Raw genomic sequence first — 25702 nt, forward strand, 5'->3', positions numbered from 1 at the left:
GATGAAGAAACGGATCTTGTCAGCATTTCTGGTCCTCTGTATGATGCTGACAATGGTTCCCACTGCTGCCTTGGCGGCAGAAGACCCTGGCGGCGGCAACGGGAGCGACCGGGTCCACACAGAGAGCAACGACGGCGTCGTGGTGGACAAGACGGTCAACTATGATGAGGACGGAAATTATTCCCTGACCCTGGAGGCCTATGTCACCAACGAGGTGACCAAGGGAAGCAAGACCACACCGCTGGATATTGTGCTGGTGCTGGATGTCTCCGGGTCGATGGATGATGACCTGGGAGAGAGCACGTGGGAATATACCCCCACTGATGAACAGAGATGGTCGTATAGCGACATCAACGGGTCTCGGTGGACGACGTATTATTTCCGCGATGATGACGGCAACTACTACGAAGTGGAAGCTGAAAGTGATGGTTCTTGGGGGAACCGGCAATATTCCATCGGGTATTATACCGGCAGCGGGGTTTACCGGGACTGGAATCAGCTCGGTACTACCAGCAGGAACCAGAATGCCAACCTTTGGACAGGTACTCTTTACACGCGCCAAGAGATAACGACTTCCAAGATGGAGGCCATGCAGAGCGCTGTAAACGGCTTCATTGATCAAGTGGCCGAAAACGCGGCGGGTGCAGACAATGACGTGACCCACCGAATCAGCATTGTCAAGTTTGCGGATGACTCCTACGCGGACAGCGTCGGAAACGACCGCCAAGACGACTATTATGCCTACAACTATACACAGATCGTCAAGGACTTTACCACCGTCGATGCGGCGGGCGTTCAGCAGCTGACCGGCGCAATCGAAGCGCTGGAGCCCGCCGGCGCCACCAGCGTAGACTACGGCCTGACCCTTGCGCAGGACGTCCTGGACGGACAGTGGAGACACGACGGCGGCGAGTGGTGGGTCGAGGATCCGACGCTGACCGGCGCCCGGCAGGACGCCAAGCAGGTCGTGGTGGTCTTTACCGATGGTGAGCCCAACCACGGCAACGACTTTGATGACGATGTCGCAGCAACCGCTGTCAATCTGGCCCACGATTTGAAAAACAACGGCGTGACCGTGTACACCATCGGTATGTTTGAGGATGCGGATCCCGATGATATACGGGACAACTTCAACAAGTACATGAACGGTGTGTCTTCCAACTATCCCAATGCCACGGCAACAAATCGGTTCGGACAAGCAAGCTGGAATTTTTGCAATCTTGGCACCCGCGTGACGGAAGGCAACTACTACTTCGCGGCGGACGATGCCGAGGAGCTGGAAAACGCTTTCAGCACCATCGCCGATAACGTGAGCACCTCCAAGGTGGCGGCCGGCGCGAACACGGTGCTGTCCGACACGCTGTCGGACTTCTTCACCTTCCCGGAGGGGCTGACAGGCAGTTCCGATGCGGTGACGGTCCAGTATGCGAAGGTCACTGGGCAGGACCAATACGGCAAATATACCTGGGATTCTCTGCAGACGCTTGATGGCGTTACCCCTGTGGTAAATGCCGACAGCAAGACCATCACTGTGGAGGGCTTTGACTATACAGACCATGCGGTGACGAAGACTACTGAGAACGGCAACGTCACTTGGTCCGGCGGCAAGCTGGTCCTGACGTTCCCCATCCAGCCCGATGTAAACGGCAGCTGGAGCGACGCCGATACCTATGTGACAAATGACACGGGCGAACACAAGGCCGGTCTGAGCGGCTACATGGTGGATGAGAAGCCGAATCAGTCTCTGGAGCTGACGGAGTCCCCCGAAGCGCCGGTGGAGACGTATCAGGTGTTGTATGTTGCCAACGCCGATGATGCCGACGGTACGGTCACGGACCCCAAGTACTACATCACCGGCGGCGAGGCCATGGTGCTCCAAAACATGTTCACCCGGCCGGGGTATGAGTTTACCGGGTGGAACACCGAGAAGAACGGCGCCGGAACGCCTTATGCGGCGGGGAGTGCCATCACTATCAAAAACACCGATGTGACCCTGTACGCCCAGTGGAAGTCCTCCACGGCCAGCTATCGGGTAGAGTACTATCAGCAGAATTTGAAAGATGATAACTACTCGATCGTTGCAGCTGATACATTGACACCCTCTGGTACTGTCGGAGATACTGCCACTGCTGAAATCAAGGAATACGAAGGCTTCACTTATAATGAAAGCCGTTCGAATTCCTCCGGTATCATCGCCGAGGACGGCACGCTGGTGCTGAAGCTGTACTACGACCGGAACGAGTACACAGTGACGTATGAGTATGAAGGTACAGTCCCTGCGGGTGCGCCGGAAGTGCCGGGTGAACAGACCTGCAAGTACGGTGAGACTGTGGAACTGGCAAAGATGCCGGATGTCACAGATTACCGCTTCAGCGGCTGGTATTCTGAAGATGTTGCGCTGAGTGGAGGTTCATTTACAATGCCCGATCATGCTGTTGTGATCGAGGGCAGCTTCTCTCAGCTCAACAGCTATACGGTGACTTACGACTTGAATGGCGGCACAACAACAAGTCCCCAGACCGTATTTCCCGGGCTGGCTTACGGCGATAAGACACCGAGAATTGAGGATCCGACTAAAGAACCCAGCGAACTTTATTCGTATGAGTTTACCGGATGGTCTCCTGAAATAGCGGATACTGTAACCGGGGACATTACGTATAGAGCGGAGTATACGCGCACAGAACGGGAATTTACCGTAACCTATTATCTGGACGGGACTCTCTACGCTGAACCAGAGTCCTACACCTACGGGGAAACCGTTGTAATCAAGAAGCAGGCAGAAGACGCTACTGAATGGACTACAAATGACCTTCAGGAAAGCGACATTATTGAAGGCCTGTTCTACATGCCTGAGCACAACGTTGTCTTCACCGCAACCACCGACGGCACGGTGACGCCCGACGAGTGCACATACACTGTCGTGTACCATTATGTGGACCGAGATGGGAATGAAGAAACAGAGACCGATCCCAAGGATAGGCCGTCCACGGCAGGCACGCCGGTCAGCGGGCTGTATAACACTGACCGTACGTCTTATAACGGTAGCACATACATCTTTGACCGGGCGGAACTGAACGATGTCGAGATTGTAGACGGTGAGACTCTCCAAGCAGGCCATAACTCCATCGACGTCTACTATGACATCGACGAGCTGGGTCCCGACGACGAACCCGACGGGACCCCCGACAAGGACCAGATTGTCTTCACCTATGTCAGTGCCGATCACGCTATGGGCTTTGTAAGCCTGGAGAAAGAAGTCGTCACCAGAGACCAGACGACCGGCATGGCCTCTCCGACGGGAGCTGTGGCGACAGCAGAAGAGGGCTGTGAGTTCGTGGAGTGGACCGATGACTACTATCATAGAACTGACACGAACGCGGGAATGAAGTCCCTGGCAGGCTTGCCCTACGACGAGGACACCACCTTCACAGCGAAGTTCCAGAAAGCTGGAGAGGAGCCGGGGAATACCATCTCGGTGATTTTCCTTGCGGAAAACGGCACGTTCAGCAATGAGCAGACCACCTACACGGCAATCGTGGAGGTTAATGCAGATGGCAAGTATCGCCTGGCCGAAGGCGATATCTTGGAGGCAACACCTGATACAGGCTATGGGGATCCCAGCTGGACCTGCAACTATGAGGACTGTGATGCTCCGAAGATCGGAGACCCGGTAGAGGATTGGGATCTCTTTGTTGTGACCTTCCACCCCGCAGGGGTCGTGCCGACCCAGGTCACGGTTACCTATGCGTGGGCCGGCGATCACCCGGAGGGCGTGGAACTGCCTGAAACGGAAACACTGGCTGCCGGCAGCAATTACACCATTCAGCCGCCCAGTGAATTGCAGGTTTCAGACGAGCAGGGGACCTGGTATTTTATCGGCTGGTATGACAAAGTCGGTGTCCCTTACGGCGGAACGATTTCTGCCATCGATGCCGACACCACTTTGTACGGGCGCTGGGATTTCCAGGCGACTCCCGAAGAGCCCGAGCCCGATCCCGGAGACGGCCGTTTTATGGTGATCAAAGAGCCGGATCAGACCTCTGTCACCGTGGGCGATCCCATCACTTGGACCATCACCATTGCCAGCATGACGGATGAGACGTTGACCCTGGATGTGACTGACAAGTTGGAAGGTGTGACGCTGACAGATGAGGAGGGCAATACGGTCACCAATCCGGTTATTGTCGAAGGCTGGACCTATGCAACGCTGTACGCCAGCTATCAGACCTCACTGGACGATGTGAACCAGAAGATCGTGAACACCGTGGTAGTCACGGACACGGAACATCCGGAGGATCCCCCGGTGGAGGTCCCGGCGGACCCCGTGGAGGTGAAGCCCTATGCCATCACCATCACGCCGGCGGACATTGTGATCTACACCGGCGGAACCGGATACAGCGGTGTGCTGGACGATGCGGGCGATTTTGTCGGCAGCACGGAACAGGGCCTGCCGGAGCCGGGTTATCACATCGATCTGCCCGACTCTGTGGAAGCGTGGCTCACCAGCCATGGCGTGGACCTGACGCAGGCTGCAAACCTGGCGGACTACCTGAGCTTCTACTATTATGACCAGGAGACTGGTGCGGCGATCCGCCGCTGGGATCTGATGGACCAGGGCGTCTACTCGAGAGATGCAACCGGCAACGTGAGCCGCTATGTATATAGCCTGAGCCCGAACCAAATCGAGGGTGAAAATGAAGGCGTCAAGGTCCGGCTCCAGTTCACAGATGACGGCAACATCATCACTACCGACAACATCCGAATGGAAGAGGGCGTTGTTTCTGCCAACTATGAGATGACCATCTACGACGGCGGTCTGAACCAGAGCGAGATTCAGGCGGTGTTCTCCGCCGGCGGTGATACGCTCGTCTGCAGCGTTGATATCGGTACCGGCCATCTCTTGGTCAAGAGCGTCACAGACGAGGGCACTTCCACCAACGAGATCGTGACCAGCGCCGACACTGTGGACGCGAACCAGATCACTGCCGTTGACAACGGCAATGTGACCTATTATGTCAATGACAGTGAGGTCCAGGTGGATCCCGGCCGCGTGCAGCTGCTAGTGGACAGCGTCTCCAACAGCGACGCGTTCGACGCCGCCATGGGCGCTGACGCCCTTGCAAAAGTCGCGGCCACGGACAACACGCTATCCGCCCCCCAGTACGAGATGGCCTATCTGGACCTGGTGGACACCCAGAACGGCAACACCGTGGTAACCCTGGGCAACCAGCAGGCGCTGACCATCTACTGGCCCATGCCCGCCGACGCCGACGAGGACGGCGCGTTCTACCTGGTACACTATACCGGCATGGACCGTGAGAGCGCCAGCGACACAGGCGACTTGGCTGGTACCGCGCATACTGTGGAAAAGATCCAAGCTACCCGCGACGGCGACCATCTGGTCTTCACTGCCGGCAGCTTCTCTCCCTTCGTGCTGGTGTACGAGAAGGAGAGCAGCGGGGGCGGCGGCAGCACCGGAGGCGGCGGTGGAGGCGGCAGCCGGCCCACCCTGAACACGGAGGACCATTACTCCTATATCATCGGCTACTCCGACGGCACGCTGCAGCCCTACGGCACCATCACCCGGGGCGAAGTGGCCACCATCTTCTTCCGCCTGCTGACGGACGACACCCGGGAGGAGTACTGGAGCCAGGTCAACGACTACACGGACTGCAGCTCCGACCTGTGGTGCAACAACGCCATCTCCACCCTGACCAACATGGGCATCATCGACGGGTTCTCGGACGGGACCTTCCGGCCCTATGCCAAGATCACCCGCGCCCAATTTGCCAAGATCGCGGTGGGCTTTTTCGAGACCACCCGGGAGGACTACCAGGGATACTTCACCGATGTGGATATTAACGCCTGGTACACCGAGTACGTAGAGGCGGCAGCCCGCGTGGGCCTGATCGAGGGCTTTAATGACGGGACCTTCCGCCCCAACACCAACATCACCCGGGCACAGGCCTGCGTGATCGTGAACCGCGCCCTGGGCCGCAGCCCGGATGAGGATCGGCTGCTGGACGAGGACGAGATGATCACCTGGCCCGACAACAATCCGGAGGACTGGTTCTATGCCGACATGCAGGAGGCGACCAACAGCCACGACTACACCTGGGTGACCGTCAGCGGTGACAAGGTCGAGAAGTGGACGGAGAAGCTGGAACAGCGCGACTGGGCGGCTCTGGAGCACGCCTGGTCTACGGCTCACTCTGCCCCCGGCGGCGAGGTGACCAAGTAAGCGCGTACTCTGGCAGAATTTGATTCCCCAAAGGCCGTGGGAGAGGCATTTGCCTCTCCCACGGCCTTTTGACGGCCTCCGATGGCGCATCGGGACTCTTCGTGGCCAGCGGTCGCGCCGGCGACATTCCGGAGGCGTGATCCTCCGGAGGTGGAAGAGGAAAAGCGGCCGCCAAAACTTTTTTGCCCTTTGGGGCGTCTTATAAGACAGCCGGAGTCCCACAGAGGATGACGCCGGCAAACATCTTGAGGAAAGGATCATAAACGATGCAGAAGAAGCTCATTTTCTTGGCATTAACAGGGCTCCTGTGCCTGTCCCTCGCAGGCTGCGGCCAGAGCGGCAGTACCTCGCCGGAGGGGGGCAGCTCTCCGCAGGCGGAGCAGCCCGCGGAGGAGACCGCTGGAGAAGATGGGGGCCGGACCCCTGAGGAGGACGGTGCGGATACGGAAGCGCCCCAGTATACAGATAATTTTTCCATAGATACGGAGGCTGTTACAGCATTTGCAGAGCAGATCCAGGCCGCAGTGGCGGAAAAGAATCTGGAGGCGCTGGCGGACCTGGCGTCGTATCCGCTGTACATCGGCTTTTCCGATGGAGGGGAATCTGTGGAGTCCCGGGAGGACCTGATCGCACTGGAAGCGGACCGGATCTTCTCAGAAGAGCTGGTCTCTGAGATCGCCGGGGCGGACCCCGGGGGGCTGGCCCCCAGCAAGGCAGGATTTGCCCTGTCCGCCAGCGGCAGGCCCAATGTGGTGTTCAGTGTTGTCGATGGCAGACTGGCCATTGTGGGAATAAATTACTGACCTGCTCTTCCGCAGGGGACAAAAGGCGGCTGGCGGCGGGGGAGGCGTCGCTGCCGGAAAAGCTGGAGCTGCTGGGCAGGACCATCCGGTATCCGGAGCTGGACGTCTATTCCGCCACCCAACTGCTGGAACAGACGGAGGAGCATAGCAAGGCCTAGGCGGAGGCGGCGTGGTGTATATCCAGGCCGACGGCAGTCTGGCCGCCGGTATGCTGTATTTGCGGGGCGGCCCGGAGCACCGGGATGACCATTGGATGATGGTGGACAAGGGCACGGGGCTGCCGGTGTGGATCGACTCCACACTCCGCTCGGCAAGGGGTTCCCTGGGCACGGCGGAAGCGCTTGGACAGGCCTTCCGCAGAGGTCTCAGGCTGGAGATCTGACAGTACGGCCCGGCCCCAGATGGAAGGTGGAGGGCCGCAGCGGGCGCGTCAGTGTGGAGCTGATGGGATTTGTGTGGGACCTCTCCGGGAAGGAACCGGCCTCCCGTGCCGCAGAAGGGAAATGATGCAACAATGATGCCTTTTTGCGGCTGCTTTGCCGGAAACAGGGCTTATGGTATCGGTATCAAAAGGGAACAGGCGCCCGGACGGGTGCTGCGGATGAATATGGAATGGAGGAATTCATCATGAAAAAGAATCGGATGCAGATTTCCACGCTCCTCACACTGCTGCTCTGTATGCTGCTTCTCACTGCCTGCGGCGCGTCTGCCGCGGAGAGTGAGGGGACGGATCCGGAGACTCCGCCGCAGGAATCGGCGGCTGCGCCGGAGACGGAAGAACCGTCTGCCCAGCAGGAGGACGTCACGCTGGAGGAGCTCCTGGGAGAGGACTATGTGAATTACCTGACGGAGACGATCACGATGCAGATGGCCAACCGCATGGACAAGGACCCGGAGGTCCGCTACTTCCCGATTGAGGACAACACGCCGTTGAGCGACTATGTGACCATCGGCGGGACCACGAAGTTCGAGGTGGACGAGGAGGGAAATCCGGTGATTTACTTCCCGGCCGGAACCGTGACGGATGAGGCAAATGGCGAGCAGAGCTTTCGGATCCCGAAGCTGTATCAATAACCGGAGAAACTGAAAACAGGCCGCCGGCTGCAGCCGACGGCCTGTTTCATTATTTCTGGGCAGAAAAGAACTGCCGTCCTGAAAGGGGGGGCTGCATTGCCGCCATCAGAGCAGGAATACTTTTGCAGACTCCAGCCAGAGTGGGCACAAGATCAAAAGGCGCCGGTTTACACTCCGGCGCACCCTGGTGGCAGGCGCCAACATCGCCGGCTTCAAGCGGGTGGCTGAGGCCATGATGGAGCAGGGCGTATTCTGAGGCAAAGCATCCCACGGCTCTTCAGCCGCATAGCAAGGCGGAGCGTGAATAATGGCGGACATGAGCAGATGGCTGATGTGAGAGATGGCATACCATCAGATATGTACCAGAAATGGGAACGGGCATCCGATAAGAGCACTCTGGTGAAGACCCGGGCGAAAGGCCCTGAAAAAGCCGGGCAGAGCTGCTGCGGACAGACAACATGGTTCTGACAGACCCACCTCAAGCAGAGATAGTAAAGAAGCACAAAAGCCAGCACCGGGCAAGATATTTCCTGTCCGGTGCTGGCTTTTGCTGTACGGATCACGCTGTAAGCTGGAGGAGCTGCTTCTATGCACCCATCTGAGCGTTTCTTGTTCTAAGGAATTCTATGTTTCAGCATTCTGTGTAAGGAAGCGTTTGTAAAGAGCGGCTGGCCGATGGGATATACTTCCGGACTGATGATCTCCGGGGGGCATAACACCGGAGAATGGCTCCCGGTCTTATCTTGACAGGCCAACGGCCATAGACTTTGCAGCCGGCCTGTGAACTTCATGCAGCGGTGCTGCGGGGAAGGCGATGCGTCTATCAATTCCTCCATATTGGAGGGAGAGGAGCTCATTCGTCACCGCTCTCCTTCATTTGCAGCAATTTGATTAGATCGCTGGTCATTCGGTCAACCAGAAGCAGCTGGGCAGGGGAGAGCCCGGAGAGCTTTTCCATAACGGAGGCTGCCAGCAGATTGGAGTCCGGAAGGAGGGCCCTGCCCCGCAGGATCCACTCTGTGGAGGTTCCAAGAACTTCACAAAGATGAATCACAGTTTCCAGAGAGGGGCCGGCCAACCCCCGCTCGATTGTGGAGATGAACTGCGTGGAACGGTCAATCCGCTCTGCCAGTTCCTCCTGCGTCAGCCCAGCTTGCTCCCGGGACTGCTGGATCCGTCTTCCGATTGCGATGTTCAGCGGCTTCTTTCCCTGCATGATGATATACTCCTCAATATAATATCATCAGTTTACGCATAATAATGCTTGACTTAAACGAAATGTTATGCTTATAATTCTAAGTGTAATATACTTAGTTTTTGCGGAAGCGGTGAAGGATGATAAAAGGTAGCTGCCCTTTTCCAGCCATTGGCTGGGAGAGGGCAGCGTTTGCGTTATCCGGAAATCCAAATCATTCTTCTGATTTGTTACATAAGGATAACCTTTTGCCGCCGCCCGCCAAGAGAGGCATTATGCGAAACGAGTTCCGCCAGCCGGATGAACAGAATATGCGCCAGCTCCTGCACCAGCATCCGGAGGACCTGCCGGGGCTCATCCTCCGCCTGGCCTGGCTTCAGGGGCTCAGCCGGGAGGAGATCGTCGCCCTGAAATGGGCCCAAGTGGATTTCCAGGAGAGGAGTCTGTTTCTGGAGGACCGGACGGTCCCGCTGGAGGAAGAGACTGCCGGATGCCTCGCTGCCCGCTTCGAAAATGGCGGCGCGGTGTCTCCTTATGTGGTGATCTCCGATAAGTTCCGGGAACCTCTGCGGCCGGAGTCCGTCTCCCGCATTGCCAGAAATGCCCTGACTGCGGGAGGCCTGCCTCAGCTCCAATTGAAAGATCTGCGGCGGGACTACTTTTTCCGCCAGCTGGAGCAGCACGACTGGCCCTATGCCGTCCGGGTCAGCGGTCTGTCGGTCTCCACCTTCCAAGCCTGCTTTGCCGGAGACACCCCGCACAAAAAGCGTTCAACACAGGCAGGGCAGCAATTCGATGAATTCCGTCTGTGGCAGGTCCTTCAAAAGGAGGACAGCTCCGCCGCGGGCATTGCTCTGTGGATGAGCTGGCAAATGGGCGTGCAGGGCAAGGAGCTGGTGAATCTCACCTGGGACCAGGTGGATTTAGAGCGGGGGCTGCTGCATCTGCCGGAGCGGGACATGCTGCTGACCAATGCCGTGCGGCGGCTGCTGGAAAAAGTGCAGAAGGTCCGCTCCCCTGGGGAGGATCCCCATGTGCTGCTCTCCCCCCAGTCCCGGCGGCCTATGGATTTGGCCCGGCTGTCCAAGGTGGTGCAGACGGCGCTGATCCGGGGAGGTCTGGAAAATATCACGCTCCGGGACATCCGGGCGGCAGGCGGACAGCGGGAGGACGACCAGACCCTGCTGGAGTGGACCCGGGCCCATGGCAGCATCACCCGGCGGGATGTGATGGCGCTGCTGAATCTGTCGGACACTGCGGCATATCTCCGCCTTCGCCGGCTGGTTGGCCGGCGGGAGCTGGAGCAGGTGGGCAAGAAATACTATCTCCCCGGAACAGTGGTGCCGGAGGAAAAGCAGTGGGAGGTGATCTCAGCCTATCTGCAGGAGGCGGGGTTTGCCTACTGCCAGGATGTAGCGGAGCTCCTGCACGTCGGAAAGCGCAAGACGGCAGGTATCCTGCGGCGGATGGTGAGGGACGGCCAGCTGCTGCAGTTTGAAAAGCGGTATTATCTGGCGAAGCAGCCTGGGCAGAAGCAGATTCAATGAGGGGCGGCGAAGGGCTTCGCCGCCTCTTTTATTCTCCGCGCCAAGGTTACAAAATATAACAAATTCAAAACGTATTGCGTCCATAAGTTTTCGTTTGGATTAAAAACGGGCTGAAACTGTGGACTTTTTAGAGAAGTTTGGATAGAGTTGCCTCAGCGGGGACGCCGGGGCGGATGCGACTCTTCGGCGAATGCGCCGGCAGGGCTAGCGCCGGCGGAGGCATCGAATGGGCCCGGAGGCCGCGGCGGACCACCGCAAATTTCAAAAGGAGGAGAAATCCCAATGAAGAAGTTCCTTTCTCTGGTGCTTGCTCTGGTGATGACCATGTCTCTGGTCACTGTCAGCGCCGGTGCCAAGGACTTCACAGACAGCGAAGACCTCAGCGGCGAAGCCTATGCGGAAGCTGTCAACGTGATGTCCGAAATGGGAATCATCGACGGCTATGCCGGCGGTGCTTTCCAGCCCCAGGGAACCCTGACCCGTGGCGCTGCCGCCAAGATCATCGCCTGCATGATGCTTGGCAAGACCACGGCTGAGGCCCTGGGCACCCAGGCCGCGCCCTTTAAGGACGTGCCCGTGGGTTCCACCTTTGCCGGCTACATCGCCTACTGCGTGGAGTCCGGCCTGATCGACGGCTACGCCGATGGCACCTTCCGGCCCTCTGCGCAGCTGACCGGCTTTGCCTTCCTGAAAATGCTGCTGACCGCTCTGGGTTATGACAGCGCCATCGAGGGCTTCACCGGCACCAACTGGACCGTCAATGTGGCCTCCCGCGCCATCGAGGCCGGTCTGACTAAGGGCAATGAGAACTTTGTTGGCACCCGTGCCGCCACCCGTGAGGAGGCCTGCCTGTATGCCGTCAACGCTCTGAAAGCCACCCTGGTGGAGTATGAAAACAAGGGCACCGACGTCACCGTCAACGGCGCCACTGTTGCTATCGGCGCTTCCAAGCCCACCTACGTGACCAGCAACATCCACGACGCTGCCACTTCTATCAACGACGCCACCGACAACGTGAAGAACGGCTGGACGGTTGAGTTCGCTGAGAAGTATCAGCCCGACCTGGCTCTGAAGGACACCGCCGACGACTTCGGCCGTCCGGCCCACACCTGGACCTGGAAGAAGGCCGAGATCGGCACCTATGTGGACTTCGACAAGATGGTGGCCGAGTACACCACCAAGGTCACCGGCGAGGACCTGTACAACCTGCTGGGCAAGACCGCCATTGATGACAACACCCTGTTCGTCTATGTGGACGGCGAGGATGAGAATCTGGGTGATGCCGCCTTCGGCAAGGCCGACATGGTGAAGAAGAACGACGAGACCATCGGCCGGACCGGCAACGGCGTGCTGACCCAGGTGTTCCTGGACACCCAGGACGACGAGATCACCGTGGCCATCATCAACACCTATCTGGCCAAGGCCGCCGAGGACTACGACGAGAAGAACGACGACGTGGACCTGGATGTCTACTATGTGGACAACAACGGCACCAGCCGCAAGCCCGTCTACATGAAGACCGCTGACGAGGATAAGCCCCAGAAGCAGACCATCTCTGTGGACGGCGAGGACTTCGCCATCGAGGAAGTGGCTGAGAACGACCTGTTCCTGGTGACCATCGCCCAGGGCGTGATCCAGACCATGGACGCTCCCGAGGTCCTGTCCGACACCAGCATCTCCAACTTCCGCCTGGAGAAGTATGTTACCGCCGGTGGTACCCAGTATGACTACGCTGACACCGTCATGTATGATGAGGAAGTGCTGGATCAGTATGACGACGCCAATATGAAGGACGTCACCTACAATGTGATCCTGGACGCCTACGGCTACATGATCGGCATTGAGCAGAACGAGGATCCCGACCAGTACGTGTTCCTGACCGGCATCGACGGCAAGAACAGCAACCTGTCTGTGCGGAACGCTGACGCCAACGTCATCTTCATGGACGGCAACATGGATACCGTCACCGTGAACATGACCAAGAGCGACATCGACACCACTGGCAAGAACCTGTCTCAGCTGAACACCTGGTGCACCTACACGGTCAACAACGACAACGTGTACACCCTGAAGGAAGTGGCCGTGTCCACCTCCAAGAACGTCATCGACGATGACACCGATGTGGCCCAGTATGCCCAGGATGTGGGCAGCAATGGCGCTACCATCGATAAGAAGCACGTGTCCCTGAAGGCCGCCAACAACAGCAGCTACGTCTACGGCAACGACGACTCCGTCTACCTGAACGTGGAACTGAAGAACGTTGAGGTCGAGGATACCACTGGCGGCGATCAGCGCCAGATCGTGGACGACGTGGAGTCCGTCACCACCGGCGTGAAGAACGTCAACCTGGTGATGGAGGACCTCAAGAAGGATGGCAACTACATCGCTCCTGCCGCCGAGATCTACACCCTTTACAATGATGACGGCTATGTGATCGCCGCTGTCACCATCGGCGAGAACGAGGGCACCTCCTCCAACTACGTCTATGTCACCAGCAGCAACGTGAACCGCGAGGCTTACGACGATGAGACCGAGTGGACCTGGACCCGCGAGGTGGTCGTCAACGGCGAGCTCGTGGAGATCTCCGAGGTCGGCGACTCCCTGGAGTGGATCGGCAACGCCTCCAAGAACCAGGGTGAGATGGCTCAGGGCGAGTGGTTCGAGGTCAAGTATGACGCTGACGGCAATGTCCGTAAGGTCGAGGCCATCGACTTCTCCAAGGCTGCTGACAAGTTCGTCGACGAGGTCGAGGACGTGGAGGACGCCGTGGAGGACTTCGACACCGTCCTGCTGTCCGACACCAACACTGTTGAGAAGCTGACCTTCAAGAACGGCACCCTGTACACCGACCGGAACGCCACCAAGGGCTTCTCCGTGTCTCCCGAGGTGAAGGTGGTTCTGTCCCTGGCCGACAAGAAGGGCAACGAGTTTGATGATGTGGATGACTCCTACACCGGCTACAACGGCCTGGAGAAGGCTCTGCGCGACATGAATGCCCAGGGCACCTTCGGCACCGGCGTGGTCGAGGTGAGCGCGATCCTGGATAACGGCGTGGCCACCAGCATCGTGATCAACGACAAAGCCAAGGCTGGCTCTGATGTGAGCAATCCCACGGTTCCCGAGGGTGAGTTCCTGCCCGCTTCCTGGAATCCGACTACGAAGGGGATCGAGCTGCGCTACTATGAGAAGTCCATGAGCGACAGCGAGATCAAGGCCGCCATCGAGGACCTGCTGGGCGCTCCCGTGGATCGCCTGAACAAGTTCATGGGCTATGTCACCCTGGAGAACGGCGACATGTACCGCGTGAACTTCACTCAGATCGAGGTCGTGGCCATCAGCATTGACGGCGAGGTTGTCAGCTATCCCGACAAGGGTGATGCCGCCAATCTGACCAACATTCCCGCTGGCAACTACTTCGACATCAATGAGAATCCCGATGGCTTCATTGGAGGCAGCAACAGAGGTCTGCTGACCGTTCCCAGCACCGGCAAGGTGACTGTGAGCAACACCAACAAGGACCGTGAGTTTGTCACCGCCTACGAGCTGGATATTGACGGCACGATCACCTCCGATGTGTCCGCCGAGGTCAACGGCAAGACCGTTTCCGACGGCGACTACATTGCCGACGGTGAGGTTGTGGAGCTGACCTTCACCACCGCTGGCGACTACACCGTGAACGGTGAGCTGGTCCGCGCGGCTGCCAACGACACCTATGAGATCGAGGCGACCGAGGCCATCATGGTGAGGAGTGTTTCCAACTACATGACTGAGGAAGATATCGCGGACATTGTGGATGCCTATAATCCTGGTACTCCCACTGGTGCGACCATCACTCGGAGCGGCGACACTCTGAACATTGTTCTCAACAATACCGTATCTGATTGGACCGATGTAAGCGGCACTGGCTTGTTTGTTCTGGCAGAAGATCTGCTGGAGGATAACTCCATCCTGATTACTTTCCCGGATGGATCTGCCGAGCGGATTGATAAGGGTACTAATGCAGCTGCGGCAGCTGCTCAGCTGACTCCGAAGCTGGGTAATGTGAGCGATCTGACGCCTACTCCCATCGTGATTACTGTCACGGTTGAGAACGCTGGCAGTGGCGCTTCTGTGGAGTATACTGTAAATCTCAGCCAGGCTGACTAAGCAGTATAGCTTCAAAAGTTTCTCAAGCAAAGCGGAGCCCCCCGGATTTCCGGGGGGCTTCCCTTTTATTCGTCCACTTCCAGAATCGTCACCAGACTGTAGGTCTGCCCGCTGGTGTTGCAGATGTAAATGGCGTTGGGGTAGTCTGGCGTGGCGGTAAATTTGACGCTGTTTTTGACCCATTTGACGGGCACAATTTCTCCTCTGCATCGACCTGCTGTATGCTGCGGACTCTTTCGGCACCCATGCAGGGAGGAATCTGCGCCATACAGGAGGATATCCTGCGGGGACGGAACGTGGAGCACGAGGGGAGGCCCTTTTCCAGCACGGAGAATCTGGAAGCCACGATGCGGAAGGGGGCGTGGTTCAACCTGTTCTGTCTGGACATCTGTATGGCTGGCAAGAGCGGCATGGAGTTTGCCTGGGAGCTGCGGTCCTGGGACGAGAGGGCGGGAGTCTTTTTTATCACCACCGCAGCAACGCATATTTGAAGGCGGGCTATCAGGCCACCCCATTCAATATCTCTTTAAACCAGTGCAGCGGGAGGAGCTGGCCGAGGCCCCGGAGGCGGATCTGCGCCAGCGGCAAGTACCCCGGACATTGACGCTGCGCGGCAGCGGCCGTGCTCTGCGGAATGGAATTGATGGCGGAATGGCCCGTGTAAACTTGAGGGGCCAGCCAGGCCAGCCGTTCCCCATCTCCTCCCGCTGGCGCTGCTGCCCCCGGCCTACGCCGCGGTGGAGGCTGATTGATGCGCAACCGCATGCTGGAGTTCCATGGACTGGTGGACAGCCGGGGCAATCTCATTACAGATAAGAAGATCACCGTGGATGGGGGAACTACACTCCGGAGGAGCTGAAACTGGTCCTGGACATCGAAAAATACTTGGCCCATGTCCAGGCTGCCTACTTTACAGAGCGGGACATCGCAGAGAAACAGCGGGACAGCTTTTATAATCCGGCCGACCCCTGGGACAATGGTGACATCTCCTTCACCGGCGGCATCCAGCCGCTGATGGTGAACGCCCTGACGGACGAGGGGCCTTCCGGCATCGACTACAGGGAGCGCGGGCCGATGTGGAGGTGGAGCAGACCGGAGCGAAAAGCAAAGCTCTCCATATCCATCAATCACCATCACACTGAACCGGCACAGAACGCGGACGTGGGATGTATGCCAGGGCTGCTCCTCCCGGCCGTGCCGGCATTGCCCTGGTGGCTCTCAACGGTGGCCAGAATGTGGAAAACGCGAATGGCCTTACCGTGGCGCGCCTTCCCGACGCAGAGAGCACCGCCCTCCGGTTTAACTTTGCTGTGGGACAGGCTCCCTTCCTGGTGATCCCACAGAGCGGTCGGACCATCACGCTCCGTCAGGGCGGCGCTGTGGCGGTGAACTGGTCCAACAACCGGCGCCAGAAGAACGAGGGCACTGCGCCAAAGTACGCGGGCTTCAGGCCCCCACATCCCATGTGGCGGTATTGTATCCGGATCTCACTGGCGGAGGGATAAAAATGTGGATCTGCTCCCATGGGACCGGACACACTGACCACCACCAGGGAGAACCAGACCTTTTCCTCTGTCACTCCGCCCTGGGAGATGGTGCGGGCGCCCATCTATGAGAGCGGCGCCTGCAGCTTCCGGGTGGCAGGTGTACGCAGTGTGCTGGGAGCAGTATTACGGCAGCTGCAATCCGCCCTGCTGGTCTTTGGGAAGGTGGTTCTGGGAACGATTTCTCACCCGCTTGGGGAAAAAGAAAAGCGTCCGGCTTGCCGCAAGGCAGCTAAACGCTTTTCGGCGGGTATCTGAAATGGGGATAAAACCCATGAATAGCGCTGCATGGCGGGCCGGGGCACCGCCAACGGGCATGTGCCGACACCGGCGGGCAACTGCCGCGCCATGCAAAATTCTGCGGATGCCTTTCGTCCTGCAGCAAAAAATGCTGGATGGAGGAAAAAGGAGGTCTTTGTGCCACAAGTCTGCCGCCGGTTTTCCATGGAAGTCAGTTGATGGTTCGCAGGCGCTGGAGAAATTCCTGGTTTTCCGTCTTTTCGCAGATCGCGTCAATGTTGGAGGAGATGACCCAAACCGCCATCCCGCGTTCTGCGCAGGCAACCAGCAGGTCGATAATCAGTTCATGATGCGCCGTCTCCTGCCCGGAAAAGGGAAAAAAGCAGACCAGCAGCTGCGGATTCAGCAGATACCATTTGAAATAGGAGAACCGGAGGCGCGCCGGTAAGGACCAAGTGCGCAGAGGCCGCAGCAGATCCTCTCGGGGAAACCATCTGGAGGCCTCCTCCAAAATATTCTCCGCGACCCGCCGGCGAACCAGACGGTATCCGGCCTTGGGAAGCAGGCAGGTCGTCAGGTTGTCCAGCGCGGTGAGGTTGTCAAACAATACACCGCCGGGACGGTCCGGCCGTTCGGTCTGAATCCCGATCTCCGTGCCGATCTGCTTTGTCATCTCTTCATGTGTCTGTGCCTGCCCGTTCAGCCACAGCATCCCACTCAGCCAGTTCCTGCCGCCCAGAAAGCACTCCCGGAGTCTGGCAGCAGCCGTGTAGTTCTCGTCCCGGAAGTAGGCGATCTCTCCGCTGTGAATCTGGCAGGTCAGCGGCGCCATTCCCGGAAAAGTGAGACCCTCCAGCCGCAGCACCTGCTTGTCTTCCCAGCGGCACTCTGTATGCTCCGCTCCGCGGTCCCGGGGCTTCCAGCCCAGAACTGCATAGAGCTGCTCCCCGTACTCCTCCGGGTAAAGCCGATAGCAGGTCCTGCGGTCCCGGATGACGTCGATCCGGTCACAGTAGCGGTACATGAATGTCTCGTCCAGATCCAGCAGGAATACCGCCGTCCCTTGGCGCAGCAGCAGCTGTACGCACTCCATCAGTTTTTCCACATCCCGCCGCCGCAGGATTTCTGTGATCCGGTCCAGGACCAGCAACTCTCCCCGCCAGAACCACACCCGAAATACACAGAGGCGGTAATAATCCAGCAGGGAGAGGTCGGCAAGCCGGCTCTCCAGCGGCACACGCAGTTCCATCCGCTGCCGGATCTCCTGGCTCTCCGGACTGTGCAGGCGCCGGACCGCGCCCCATCTCTGCGGCCAGCCGGCCGGACGGTCCAGCGCCAGCAGGAAGTCCCGCACCGTCAGCTCCTGCGAATGGAACCGGTGCCAGTTCACGATCCTGGCGTTTTGCAGGATCCAGCGTTCCAGTTCCAGCGGGCCCACCCGACGGCCGCAGGAAAAGGCCCGTCCCCGCTCCAGGTGTGTGCCGCCCTTGAACAGGTCCAGATATGCGGTGCCGGAGGTAAAATGGTCGTCCACATAGACCCCGATGCACTCCCCCCGGGAAATGGAGATTTCAAAACGGTAGAATTCGTCCTCCCTGCGGAAGCAGCCGTTCTCCACCCGGATCAATTCCTCTCTCACGGTTCTACGCCTCCCGGAAACGCAGCGGCAACGTCACGCAGCACTCCGTGCCAACGCCCGCGGCGCTGAACAAATGCAGGCCGTAGTCCTCTCCGAACATGAGCCGGATGCGGCTGTTGACATTCCGCAGGGCGATTCCTCCGCACGGCTGGGTCATATCCGCGCCCCCAACTCCGCCGAACTGCGCGTTGAGCCGCTCCACCTGTTCGTCCGGCATCCCTACGCCGTCGTCCCGCACCCGCAGGAAAAATGTCCGGTCGCTGTTTTCCACAATGATGCGGACCGTGCCGTGGCCCAGTTTGCCCTCCAGCCCATGTGATACTGCGTTCTCCACCAGAGGCTGCAGGATGAGCTTCGGCATCCGCACTTCCAAAAGCCGCTCGTTCTCCAGCTCCAGTTCCAGAGAGATTTTGTCACCGAATCGGCAGCGCTGGATGGTAAAGTAGTTTTCCGCATTGTCCAGCTCATCTGAAAAGGTCACATACTCCTGGACATTGGAGATGGTGTATCGGAAAAAGGTCGCCAGAGCCTCCGTGGTCTCGGCAATATCCGGACAGTTCGCCAGCAGGGCGTCTGTGCGGATGGCCTCCAGGGCGTTATAGAGGAAGTGGGGGTTGATCTGGTTTTGCAGCGCCAGATATTCCGCCTGTTTCTGCCGCAGTCTGGTGATCTCCTCTCCGTGAAGCCGCTCTTCCACATCTGTGAAAAATGCGCTCAGATCCAAATCCCGGTGCCAGTCCATCTGCAAAACGGCCTCCAGGTCCCGCTCCCGCCGGTAGCGCCGCAGCGCCCGCCGCAGTTTCCAGTCCGTCCACGGCCACATGGTATCACCTACTTATAAAGTTTCTTATAATCTGACGGGCTCACACCGGTAAGCTTTTTGAACAATCTGGAAAAGTATTTGAGATCCCGGTACCCCACCTGCTCTGCCACATCCTGCACAGACAGCTCCTCACCGCACAGCAGCTCCTTAGCTTTGCTGATGCGCAGCTCCGTCAGATAGTCCATGAAGTTCTGCCCGGTCTCTTTTTTGAACAGTGTGGAAAAATAGGTGGCGTTGAAGCCCACGGCGGTGCTGACATCCTCCAGCCGCAGGGCCTCCTGATAGTGCTGCTGGATATAGTGCTTTGCCTCTGTGATCGGCCGCATCTCCCGCAGGGCTTTCGCCTCCTTCAGCCGCTGGATCTCTGCCTGGATGCCCTGCCGCAGCAGCCGGTATACTGCCGCCATGTCCGTGCAGTGCCAGAACCGCTTATCCATCTCCTCCTCCAGGGGCGCTTCCGTTTCACCGCTTTGGCGCATTCCGTAGAGGCATGCCTCCAGAACCTGGCGGAACCAGTCCTCCACCATCTGCCCGTTCAGGTCCGGCAGCGCCTCCACCGTCCGGCAGCTCTCCTCCAGCTCCTGCACAAAGCGCACCTCATCCAGGCACTCGGCCGCCACCTGAAAGCTCTTTTTCCGGGACGCGTCCATCTGATACCGCCGGGCCAGATCCGGCATCTCCAGCGCGGCATCCCGCCAGGACTGCGGCCGGCACAGCCGATCCCTGCACAGCCAGAGCGCCTCCCGCATGGATTCCCCCACCTGCTCCAGAGAGTCCCTCCGGCTGCCCAGGCAGACGGTGGCCTGGACATTCCAGAACAAGTCCCGCTGATTTTCGATCTCCTTGCGGATTTTGGTGAAGCACTGCGTCACTTCCACCGCATGATAGGCCCGCAGGTACAGCAACACTGCGATCCCGGCATGGCCCAGCGAGGCCGCGAACTCCTCCGTCAGCAGGCCGCTCTCCCGCCGCACGATTTCCAGCGCATGGCGCAGCAGGATCCGGTAGCCGTCCTGATAGGATTCCGCATCGGGCACATCCACCCGGATCACTGCGGCGGCGTAAGTGCCGCTCCCAAAGTGAAATCCATACTCCCCGTTGGCCTGCCCGGCGCTCAAAAAGGAGGTGCCACGCTCCGCCGTTCCCAGCAGGGCGTCCAGCAGCAGCTCCTGCTGGTGTTCTCCGCTCCTTTTCAGCTGGAATTCCAGCGCGGCTTCCTGCCCCATCTTCTCCTTGAGGCGCAGCAAAATGCCGGTGAGCTCCTCCTGCTTGAGGGGCTTGAGCAGATAGTCCTCCACGCCGTATTTCAGCGCGTTCTGGGCATATTCAAATTTCCGGTATCCGCTGATGACGATGAAATGCAGCTTGGGCTGGAGGGCCTTGGCCCTCTGGATCAGTTCGATGCCGTCGCAGCCGGGCATCCGGACGTCCGTGATCAGCAGATGCGGCTGCTTTTCCCGCACCAGCTCCAATGCCCGCAGTCCATCGTTGGCGGTGCCTGCGATCTCGTAGCCAAGCGCCTCCCAGTCGATCAGCTTCTGCATCAGCAGGATCACCTTGTTTTCGTCATCGGCCAAAACGACCCGCAGCATCCGCAGCACCTCCCACGCAGATTCTGATAAGGAAAGGGAAAACGAACCCGTTTTCCCTTTCCCTGTCATTATACGCTATTTCTCGGTATTTGCCAAGAATTTTTGGAGAATCAGCGGATCAATTTGTCGCTTTTGGCAGCTTACTCGTAATCCGCCACGTTGGAGGAGTCAATCCACACGCTGTCCGCGATGATGAGATTGTTCTCCAGCGTGCCGCCGTCCAGCAGGGTGACAGCAGCTTCCACGCCGCTGGAAGCCATCAGACCGCCGTCCTGCGCCACGGTGCCGGTGATGCGGCCGTCCTTGATGGCCTCATAGCCGTCGGGGGTGCCGTCCAGGCCGGTGATGACGATGCCGCTGTTGGCACCGGCGGCGTTGCCCGCGCCCACGGCCATGCCGTCGTTCTGGCAGACGATGGCGTCCAGATCATAGGCAGACAGCCAGCTCTCCACGGTGGACTGGGCCTTGGCGGTGTCCCATGCGCAGTCCGCGGGAGCAATCACTTCCGTCATGTCCGGATAGTTGGCCAGAATATTGCGATAGCCCTCCAGGCGTGCGGTCGTGTCGGTGGTGGAGGAGGGGCCGGTCAGGATGGCGATGTTGCCCTTGCCGCCCAGCAGATCCGCTACATGCTGCATCTCATTCTCGCCGGCCTTGACGTTGTCGCCGCAGGACACGGCAGAGATGCCGGCGGACTCCCAGTCGGTGCAGGCGGATACGATGTTTATCATGATGACGCCGGCGTCGGCAGCGGCCTTAGCGGCGTCGCGCAGGCCATCGGGATCCACGGGCTCGAACAGGATGGCGTCATAGCCCTCGGACACGCACTGCTCGATCTGGCTGATCTGCTTGGCAGCGTCCTGATCGGCGCTCAGAATGTTCAACTCCACACCCAGCTCATCGGCCTTCGCCTGTGCGCCCTCGGTGACGCCGATCTGGAACGCGTTGGTCTGGTGCTGCTGGATGAGGGCAATCTTATAGGCGCCGTCTCCGCTCTCGGCGGACGCATCCCCACCAGTGCTCTCCTCGGTGGTCTCGGTGCCGCTGCTGCAGCCGGTGAGGGCGGCCAGCGCCATGGCGCCGGTCAGCAGCAGAGCCAGAAACTTCTTCTTTTTCATGTTCTTTCCTCCTTGAAATGTTTGGTTCATTTCGATATATATCAAGAGCAGGACGGGGAACGCCCCTCTCTCAATACCGTTCAGCGTTTCTTGCTCTTGCCCTTCACGTCGATCAGCACAGCCAGTACGATGATGGCGCCCTTGACGATCTTCTGCCAGTGGGAAGACACGCCCATGATGTCCAGACCGTTGGCAATGACCGTGATCAACAGACAGCCAATCACCACGCCCCAAGGCTTGCCCACGCCGCCGGTCATAGAGACGCCGCCCACCACGCAGGCCGTGATGGCATCCATCTCATAGCTCTCAGCCGCTGTGGGCTGGGCAATGGTAACACGGGAGGTCATTAAAAAGCCGCTCAGGCCTGCCAGAAGCCCCGCGATGGCAAAGGTGGAGATGCGGATCTTGGTGGTGTTGATGCCGGAGACCTGCGCTGCCAGCAGATTTCCGCCGCAGGCATATACCCGGCGGCCGTAGACTGTCTTCGACAGCACGAAGGAGCAGAGCAGAATGGTAATCACCAGAAAGACCGCCAGCATGGGAATGCCGAAGATCGAAGACGCCGCCACAGCCTTGTACGATTCGCTGATTCCGATGATGGGTTTGCCGTCGGAGATCAGGAGGGCAAGACCACGGACCGCCGTCATGGTTCCCAGTGTCATGATGAACGGAGGCAGGTTGCCCACGGCAACGCCCACGCCGTTGACAACGCCCACGGCCAGGCCGCCCAGCATGGCTACGATCAGCGGCACGAAGATCGGATACTGTCCCTGGCCCAGCATGGCGGCCAGGATGCCGGTGAACGCGACCGTTGAGCCCACTGACATATCAAAGCCGCCCGCGATGATGACGAACATCATGCCGAATGCCAGAATGCCGTTGATAGAGGCCTGCTTCAGAATATTGACCAGGTTGGCAGGCTGGATGAAGCTGGGCTTCAGGCAGGTCAGCACCACCACCAGCGCAATAAAAATCACGAAGATGAAGTATTCGCTGATCAGCGATTTTGCACGACTCTTTTCTTTCATAGTTCTTCCTCCCTTTACACCTTGATGGCAGAGGCCAGCGTCATGATCCGCTCCTGGGAGAATTCCTCCCGGCTGACCTCTCCGGAATAGTTGCCCTCGCACATGACCATAATCCGATCACAAATACCCATCAGTTCCGGGATCTCCGAAGAGATCATGATGACCGCCTTGCCCTGGCGCACCAGATTGCCCAGCAGCAGGTAGATATCCCGCTTGGCACCCACGTCGATGCCGCGGGTGGGCTCGTCCAGAATGATGATGTCCGGATCGTTCAAAAGCCACTTTGCAATGACGATTTTCTGCTGATTGCCGCCGGAGAGGTTTCCAACGATCTGGTCTGCGGAAGGAGTCTTGATGTTGAGCTTTTCGATATACTCCTCAGACGCGCGGCGGGCTTTTCCCTTGTTGTAGAGTCCGTGGGTCAGGAGCTTTTTGATGGCCACCATGGCAATGTTGTCGTTGACCGTGCCGCTGAGATTCAGTCCCGTGACCTTTCGGTCCTCGGTGATAAGCGCAACACCCTGTTTGATGATGTCCTCCGGAGAGGAGATCTTCACCCGCTTGCCGTGGACAAAAATCTCTCCCTGTGAAAGGGCGTGCATGCCAAAGATGCCTTCCACCAGCTCGCTGCGCCCAGCGCCCACCAGCCCGCCGATTCCCAGAATTTCACCGCGGCGGACGGACAGGCTCACGCCCTTGACCTTGTTGTCGGCCCGGACGATGTTTTTTGCCTCAAAGACGACCTCGCCGATGTCCGCCTCCAGCTTTGGATACACATCCGTGATCTCCCGTCCCACCATCATTTTAATGAGCTGGCCTTCGTCCAGCTCCGTTGTGGTGCCTGTCCCGATGTACTGTCCATCCCGGTAGACGCTGACCCGGTCGCAGATGGAAAAGATCTCCGCCATACGATGGGAGATGTAGATGATGGCAACGCCCTTCTCCTTCAGGCGGCGGATATGTCCAAACAGCAGCTCCACTTCCCGGTCGGTGATGGCGGCAGTGGGCTCATCCATGATGATAACCTTGGCGTTGACGGAGATCGCCTTGATGATCTCGATGAGCTGGCACTGGGCAACTGTCAGGTTCCGCAGCGTCTCCTTGGGCGAGACGTGCAGTCCGCACTCCTCAATCAGCTTCTGAGCCTGTTCAATCTCGGCCTTTTTGTCCACCAGACCGTTCTTGCGCAGTTCCCGTCCTACGAAGATGTTTTCGTATACGGTCATATCCAAGATGGGATTGAGCTCCTGGTGGATCATGGCCACGCCCATGTCCATGGCTTCCTTGGGGTTGGAAACCATATAGGGCTTGCCATCAAACAGGATCTCACCACCGGCATCCCTGGTGTAAATCCCCATCAGGATTTTCATCAGGGTCGATTTACCGGCTCCGTTTTCTCCCATCAACGCATGGACCTCTCCCGGCCGTACCTGCAGCTGGACATGGTCCAGCGCCTTGACGCCTGGGAAGGTTTTGCTGATATCCTTCATTTCCAAGATATACTCCATGCAGTTCTCCCCCCTCACATATACCTCTTTGTGATTATTTTATCGAACACCCGGCATTTTTGGAACGCCTGTTTTTCACATGACAGGGGAGGATTTTTGGCTTTTTTTCAAAAACGTCATTTTGTGTAAATGTGTAAGTGCTTTTTTGTTATATGTTTACAAAAACCTTCTGCATCTGCAGAGCAGGCGGCACTTATGCACGGTCAGACATTTTCACTGAACGTCTGGAAGTCCCTGTGACATATAAAAATAGCCACACCTAAGGGTGTGGCTATTTTAGTGTGGCTATTTTATATCAGGCGCTGAGAAAAGGTACATATCTCAAAGTCCTGCGGCATGGGGGTGTAGACAATGTGCGTGCTTTTTTAAAAGGCTGACACGCTGACAACGGAATCTGGTATATGAGGCATTGCATCCTTGATACCGGTACGGCAAAGCTCCAATAAAAATTTTTTGTTTTTATTTTCGGGTAACCTTATATAAAAGGCCAATAGTCTCTCATACATCCATCTGGCTTCACTTTTCTCCTGCACGCTATGAAATCCAGAAAGCGCAGGATTGCTGGAGACTGACGGACGCAGGCCGGCGGCCCCGTGCGTGAAAAAGGGGCCTGCGCTCATACCCGTTCCCGCTCTGTTGTGTGCTGTTGTGTCGGGAAGGTACTGGCTCGGTATTCCGCCTGCCTCGTGACTTCTGCCTGTGACGTTTCTGTTCTGTGTCCGCCTGAAAGCGGAACGGCACATGTCAGGCTGAAACTATGCCGCATCGATCAAAGAAAGGTGCTCCTCAGCACAAAAAACCATGTGTACAGTGAGAGGATTGTAAAAGCACCAGGGATAGATCTTTTGCGGGATACCGTTTCGGCCTTCCGTCCAAAAGCTGCCCGACTGTTTGGAGCCGGGGACCCGGATATCCAGACAGCTTTTAAAATGCTCCTAAATGGGTTCATGATTATCCCCGGGCTAGGCTGAACACATGAAACGGGACTGGTTTGCCGCATGTTTTGCGCGGGAAAATCAGATTGTTCCCCGCCTCACACTGCCGAAAGGCAATGAAAATCAAATATAATTTGTCATAAATCTGTCATCAGAGAGGCACAAATCCCTTAGAAAACAGACGTTTTTCATGACATCTTATTGGAAAGGAGGGGAAATTCCGTAACAGAGAAGGAACGGCTCCAGCTTCGTCTGCAGCCGAAGACCCG

At 58.2% G+C, this 25702-nt stretch carries 18 protein-coding genes; 9 read left to right on the top strand and 9 right to left on the bottom strand.

The window, feature by feature from the left end; all coding sequences use genetic code 11:
- The first annotated feature begins 1 nt into the window (after window position 1).
- From OCV80_RS14690 to OCV80_RS14705, 4 genes are all read left to right on the top strand, one after another.
- Window positions 2-6241, top strand: coding sequence for an S-layer homology domain-containing protein (locus tag OCV80_RS14690; protein WP_267288531.1), 6240 nt, complete (start codon window positions 2-4; stop codon window positions 6239-6241).
- Between the two features lie 266 nt (window positions 6242-6507).
- Window positions 6508-7044, top strand: coding sequence for an LptM family lipoprotein (locus tag OCV80_RS14695; RefSeq protein ID WP_136891160.1), 537 nt, complete (start codon window positions 6508-6510; stop codon window positions 7042-7044).
- Between the two features lie 169 nt (window positions 7045-7213).
- Window positions 7214-7426: a hypothetical protein gene (locus OCV80_RS14700; RefSeq protein WP_136891159.1), complete on the top strand. Its 213-nt coding sequence runs from the start codon at window positions 7214-7216 to the stop codon at window positions 7424-7426.
- Window positions 7427-7671: 245 nt separating this feature from the next.
- Window positions 7672-8118 carry an RsiV family protein gene (locus OCV80_RS14705; protein WP_158629740.1) on the top strand — a complete coding sequence of 149 codons (447 nt, stop codon included), beginning with the start codon at window positions 7672-7674 and terminating at the stop codon, window positions 8116-8118.
- A gap of 853 nt (window positions 8119-8971) precedes the next feature.
- Here OCV80_RS14705 and OCV80_RS14710 read toward each other — a convergent pair.
- A complete protein-coding gene (locus OCV80_RS14710; protein WP_021750345.1) occupies window positions 8972-9334 on the bottom strand; it encodes a helix-turn-helix domain-containing protein in 363 nt (120 codons plus the stop codon).
- 254 nt (window positions 9335-9588) lie between these two features.
- On the opposite strand from OCV80_RS14710, the gene OCV80_RS14715 reads away from it, so the two are divergent.
- Window positions 9589-10860 carry a site-specific integrase gene (locus OCV80_RS14715; RefSeq protein WP_119311695.1) on the top strand — a complete coding sequence of 424 codons (1272 nt, stop codon included), beginning with the start codon at window positions 9589-9591 and terminating at the stop codon, window positions 10858-10860.
- A 282-nt stretch (window positions 10861-11142) separates the two neighbouring features.
- A complete protein-coding gene (locus OCV80_RS14720) occupies window positions 11143-15006 on the top strand; it encodes an S-layer homology domain-containing protein (protein WP_136891157.1) in 3864 nt (1287 codons plus the stop codon).
- Window positions 15007-15071: 65 nt separating this feature from the next.
- Here OCV80_RS14720 and OCV80_RS14725 read toward each other — a convergent pair whose 3' ends face one another.
- Window positions 15072-15200 carry a hypothetical protein gene (locus tag OCV80_RS14725; RefSeq protein ID WP_256264649.1) on the bottom strand — a complete coding sequence of 43 codons (129 nt, stop codon included), beginning with the start codon at window positions 15198-15200 and terminating at the stop codon, window positions 15072-15074.
- A gap of 51 nt (window positions 15201-15251) precedes the next feature.
- Between OCV80_RS14725 and OCV80_RS14730 the strand changes: the two genes are divergently transcribed.
- From OCV80_RS14730 to OCV80_RS14740, 3 genes are all read left to right on the top strand, one after another.
- Window positions 15252-15497 carry a response regulator gene (locus tag OCV80_RS14730; protein ID WP_021750350.1) on the top strand — a complete coding sequence of 82 codons (246 nt, stop codon included), beginning with the start codon at window positions 15252-15254 and terminating at the stop codon, window positions 15495-15497.
- A 744-nt stretch (window positions 15498-16241) separates the two neighbouring features.
- On the top strand, window positions 16242-16511 hold the full coding sequence (locus tag OCV80_RS14735; protein WP_136891156.1) for a hypothetical protein: 270 nt from the start codon (window positions 16242-16244) through the stop codon (window positions 16509-16511).
- Between the two features lie 18 nt (window positions 16512-16529).
- A complete protein-coding gene (locus tag OCV80_RS14740) occupies window positions 16530-16808 on the top strand; it encodes a hypothetical protein (protein ID WP_021750353.1) in 279 nt (92 codons plus the stop codon).
- A 193-nt stretch (window positions 16809-17001) separates the two neighbouring features.
- Here OCV80_RS14740 and OCV80_RS14745 read toward each other — a convergent pair whose 3' ends face one another.
- The 7 genes from OCV80_RS14745 to OCV80_RS14775 form a co-directional block, all read right to left on the bottom strand.
- Window positions 17002-18429: a sugar ABC transporter ATP-binding protein gene (locus OCV80_RS14745; RefSeq protein WP_025544383.1), complete on the bottom strand. Its 1428-nt coding sequence runs from the start codon at window positions 18427-18429 to the stop codon at window positions 17002-17004.
- Between the two features lie 4 nt (window positions 18430-18433).
- On the bottom strand, window positions 18434-19252 hold the full coding sequence (locus OCV80_RS14750; protein WP_021750356.1) for a sensor histidine kinase: 819 nt from the start codon (window positions 19250-19252) through the stop codon (window positions 18434-18436).
- Between the two features lie 8 nt (window positions 19253-19260).
- Complete coding sequence (locus OCV80_RS14755) at window positions 19261-20844, bottom strand: response regulator transcription factor (RefSeq protein WP_021750357.1); 1584 nt, start codon at window positions 20842-20844, stop codon at window positions 19261-19263.
- Between the two features lie 140 nt (window positions 20845-20984).
- Complete coding sequence (locus tag OCV80_RS14760; protein ID WP_158629738.1) at window positions 20985-21962, bottom strand: sugar ABC transporter substrate-binding protein; 978 nt, start codon at window positions 21960-21962, stop codon at window positions 20985-20987.
- Between the two features lie 80 nt (window positions 21963-22042).
- Window positions 22043-22990, bottom strand: a complete 948-nt coding sequence (locus OCV80_RS14765; RefSeq protein WP_021750359.1) for an ABC transporter permease — start codon at window positions 22988-22990, stop codon at window positions 22043-22045.
- A 14-nt stretch (window positions 22991-23004) separates the two neighbouring features.
- Window positions 23005-24498 (bottom strand): sugar ABC transporter ATP-binding protein, encoded by a 1494-nt coding sequence (locus tag OCV80_RS14770; RefSeq protein WP_021750360.1) that lies wholly within the window; start codon window positions 24496-24498, stop codon window positions 23005-23007.
- A 365-nt stretch (window positions 24499-24863) separates the two neighbouring features.
- Window positions 24864-25118 (bottom strand): hypothetical protein, encoded by a 255-nt coding sequence (locus OCV80_RS14775; RefSeq protein ID WP_136891155.1) that lies wholly within the window; start codon window positions 25116-25118, stop codon window positions 24864-24866.
- Window positions 25119-25702: the final 584 nt, after the last annotated feature.

It is taken from the genome of Oscillibacter acetigenes (assembly GCF_025567605.1).
In the GTDB taxonomy this organism is placed as follows: domain Bacteria; phylum Bacillota; class Clostridia; order Oscillospirales; family Oscillospiraceae; genus Oscillibacter; species Oscillibacter welbionis.

Excerpts from the sequence above, each read along its gene's own strand:
- OCV80_RS14760 (WP_158629738.1), bottom strand. The coding sequence starts at position 21,962 with ATGAAAAAGAAGAAGTTTCTGGCTCTGCTGCTGACCGGCGCCATGGCG.
- OCV80_RS14695 (WP_136891160.1), top strand. The coding sequence starts at position 6,508 with ATGCAGAAGAAGCTCATTTTCTTGGCATTAACAGGGCTCCTGTGCCTG.
- OCV80_RS14705 (WP_158629740.1), top strand. The coding sequence starts at position 7,672 with ATGAAAAAGAATCGGATGCAGATTTCCACGCTCCTCACACTGCTGCTC.
- OCV80_RS14690 (WP_267288531.1), top strand. The coding sequence starts at position 2 with ATGAAGAAACGGATCTTGTCAGCATTTCTGGTCCTCTGTATGATGCTG.
- OCV80_RS14750 (WP_021750356.1), bottom strand. The coding sequence starts at position 19,252 with ATGTGGCCGTGGACGGACTGGAAACTGCGGCGGGCGCTGCGGCGCTAC.
- OCV80_RS14715 (WP_119311695.1), top strand. The coding sequence starts at position 9,589 with ATGCGAAACGAGTTCCGCCAGCCGGATGAACAGAATATGCGCCAGCTC.
- OCV80_RS14755 (WP_021750357.1), bottom strand. The coding sequence starts at position 20,844 with ATGCTGCGGGTCGTTTTGGCCGATGACGAAAACAAGGTGATCCTGCTG.
- OCV80_RS14740 (WP_021750353.1), top strand. The coding sequence starts at position 16,530 with ATGGGACCGGACACACTGACCACCACCAGGGAGAACCAGACCTTTTCC.
- OCV80_RS14710 (WP_021750345.1), bottom strand. The coding sequence starts at position 9,334 with ATGCAGGGAAAGAAGCCGCTGAACATCGCAATCGGAAGACGGATCCAG.
- OCV80_RS14730 (WP_021750350.1), top strand. The coding sequence starts at position 15,252 with ATGCAGGGAGGAATCTGCGCCATACAGGAGGATATCCTGCGGGGACGG.
- OCV80_RS14720 (WP_136891157.1), top strand. The coding sequence starts at position 11,143 with ATGAAGAAGTTCCTTTCTCTGGTGCTTGCTCTGGTGATGACCATGTCT.
- OCV80_RS14770 (WP_021750360.1), bottom strand. The coding sequence starts at position 24,498 with ATGGAGTATATCTTGGAAATGAAGGATATCAGCAAAACCTTCCCAGGC.
- OCV80_RS14775 (WP_136891155.1), bottom strand. The coding sequence starts at position 25,118 with ATGAGCGCAGGCCCCTTTTTCACGCACGGGGCCGCCGGCCTGCGTCCG.
- OCV80_RS14765 (WP_021750359.1), bottom strand. The coding sequence starts at position 22,990 with ATGAAAGAAAAGAGTCGTGCAAAATCGCTGATCAGCGAATACTTCATC.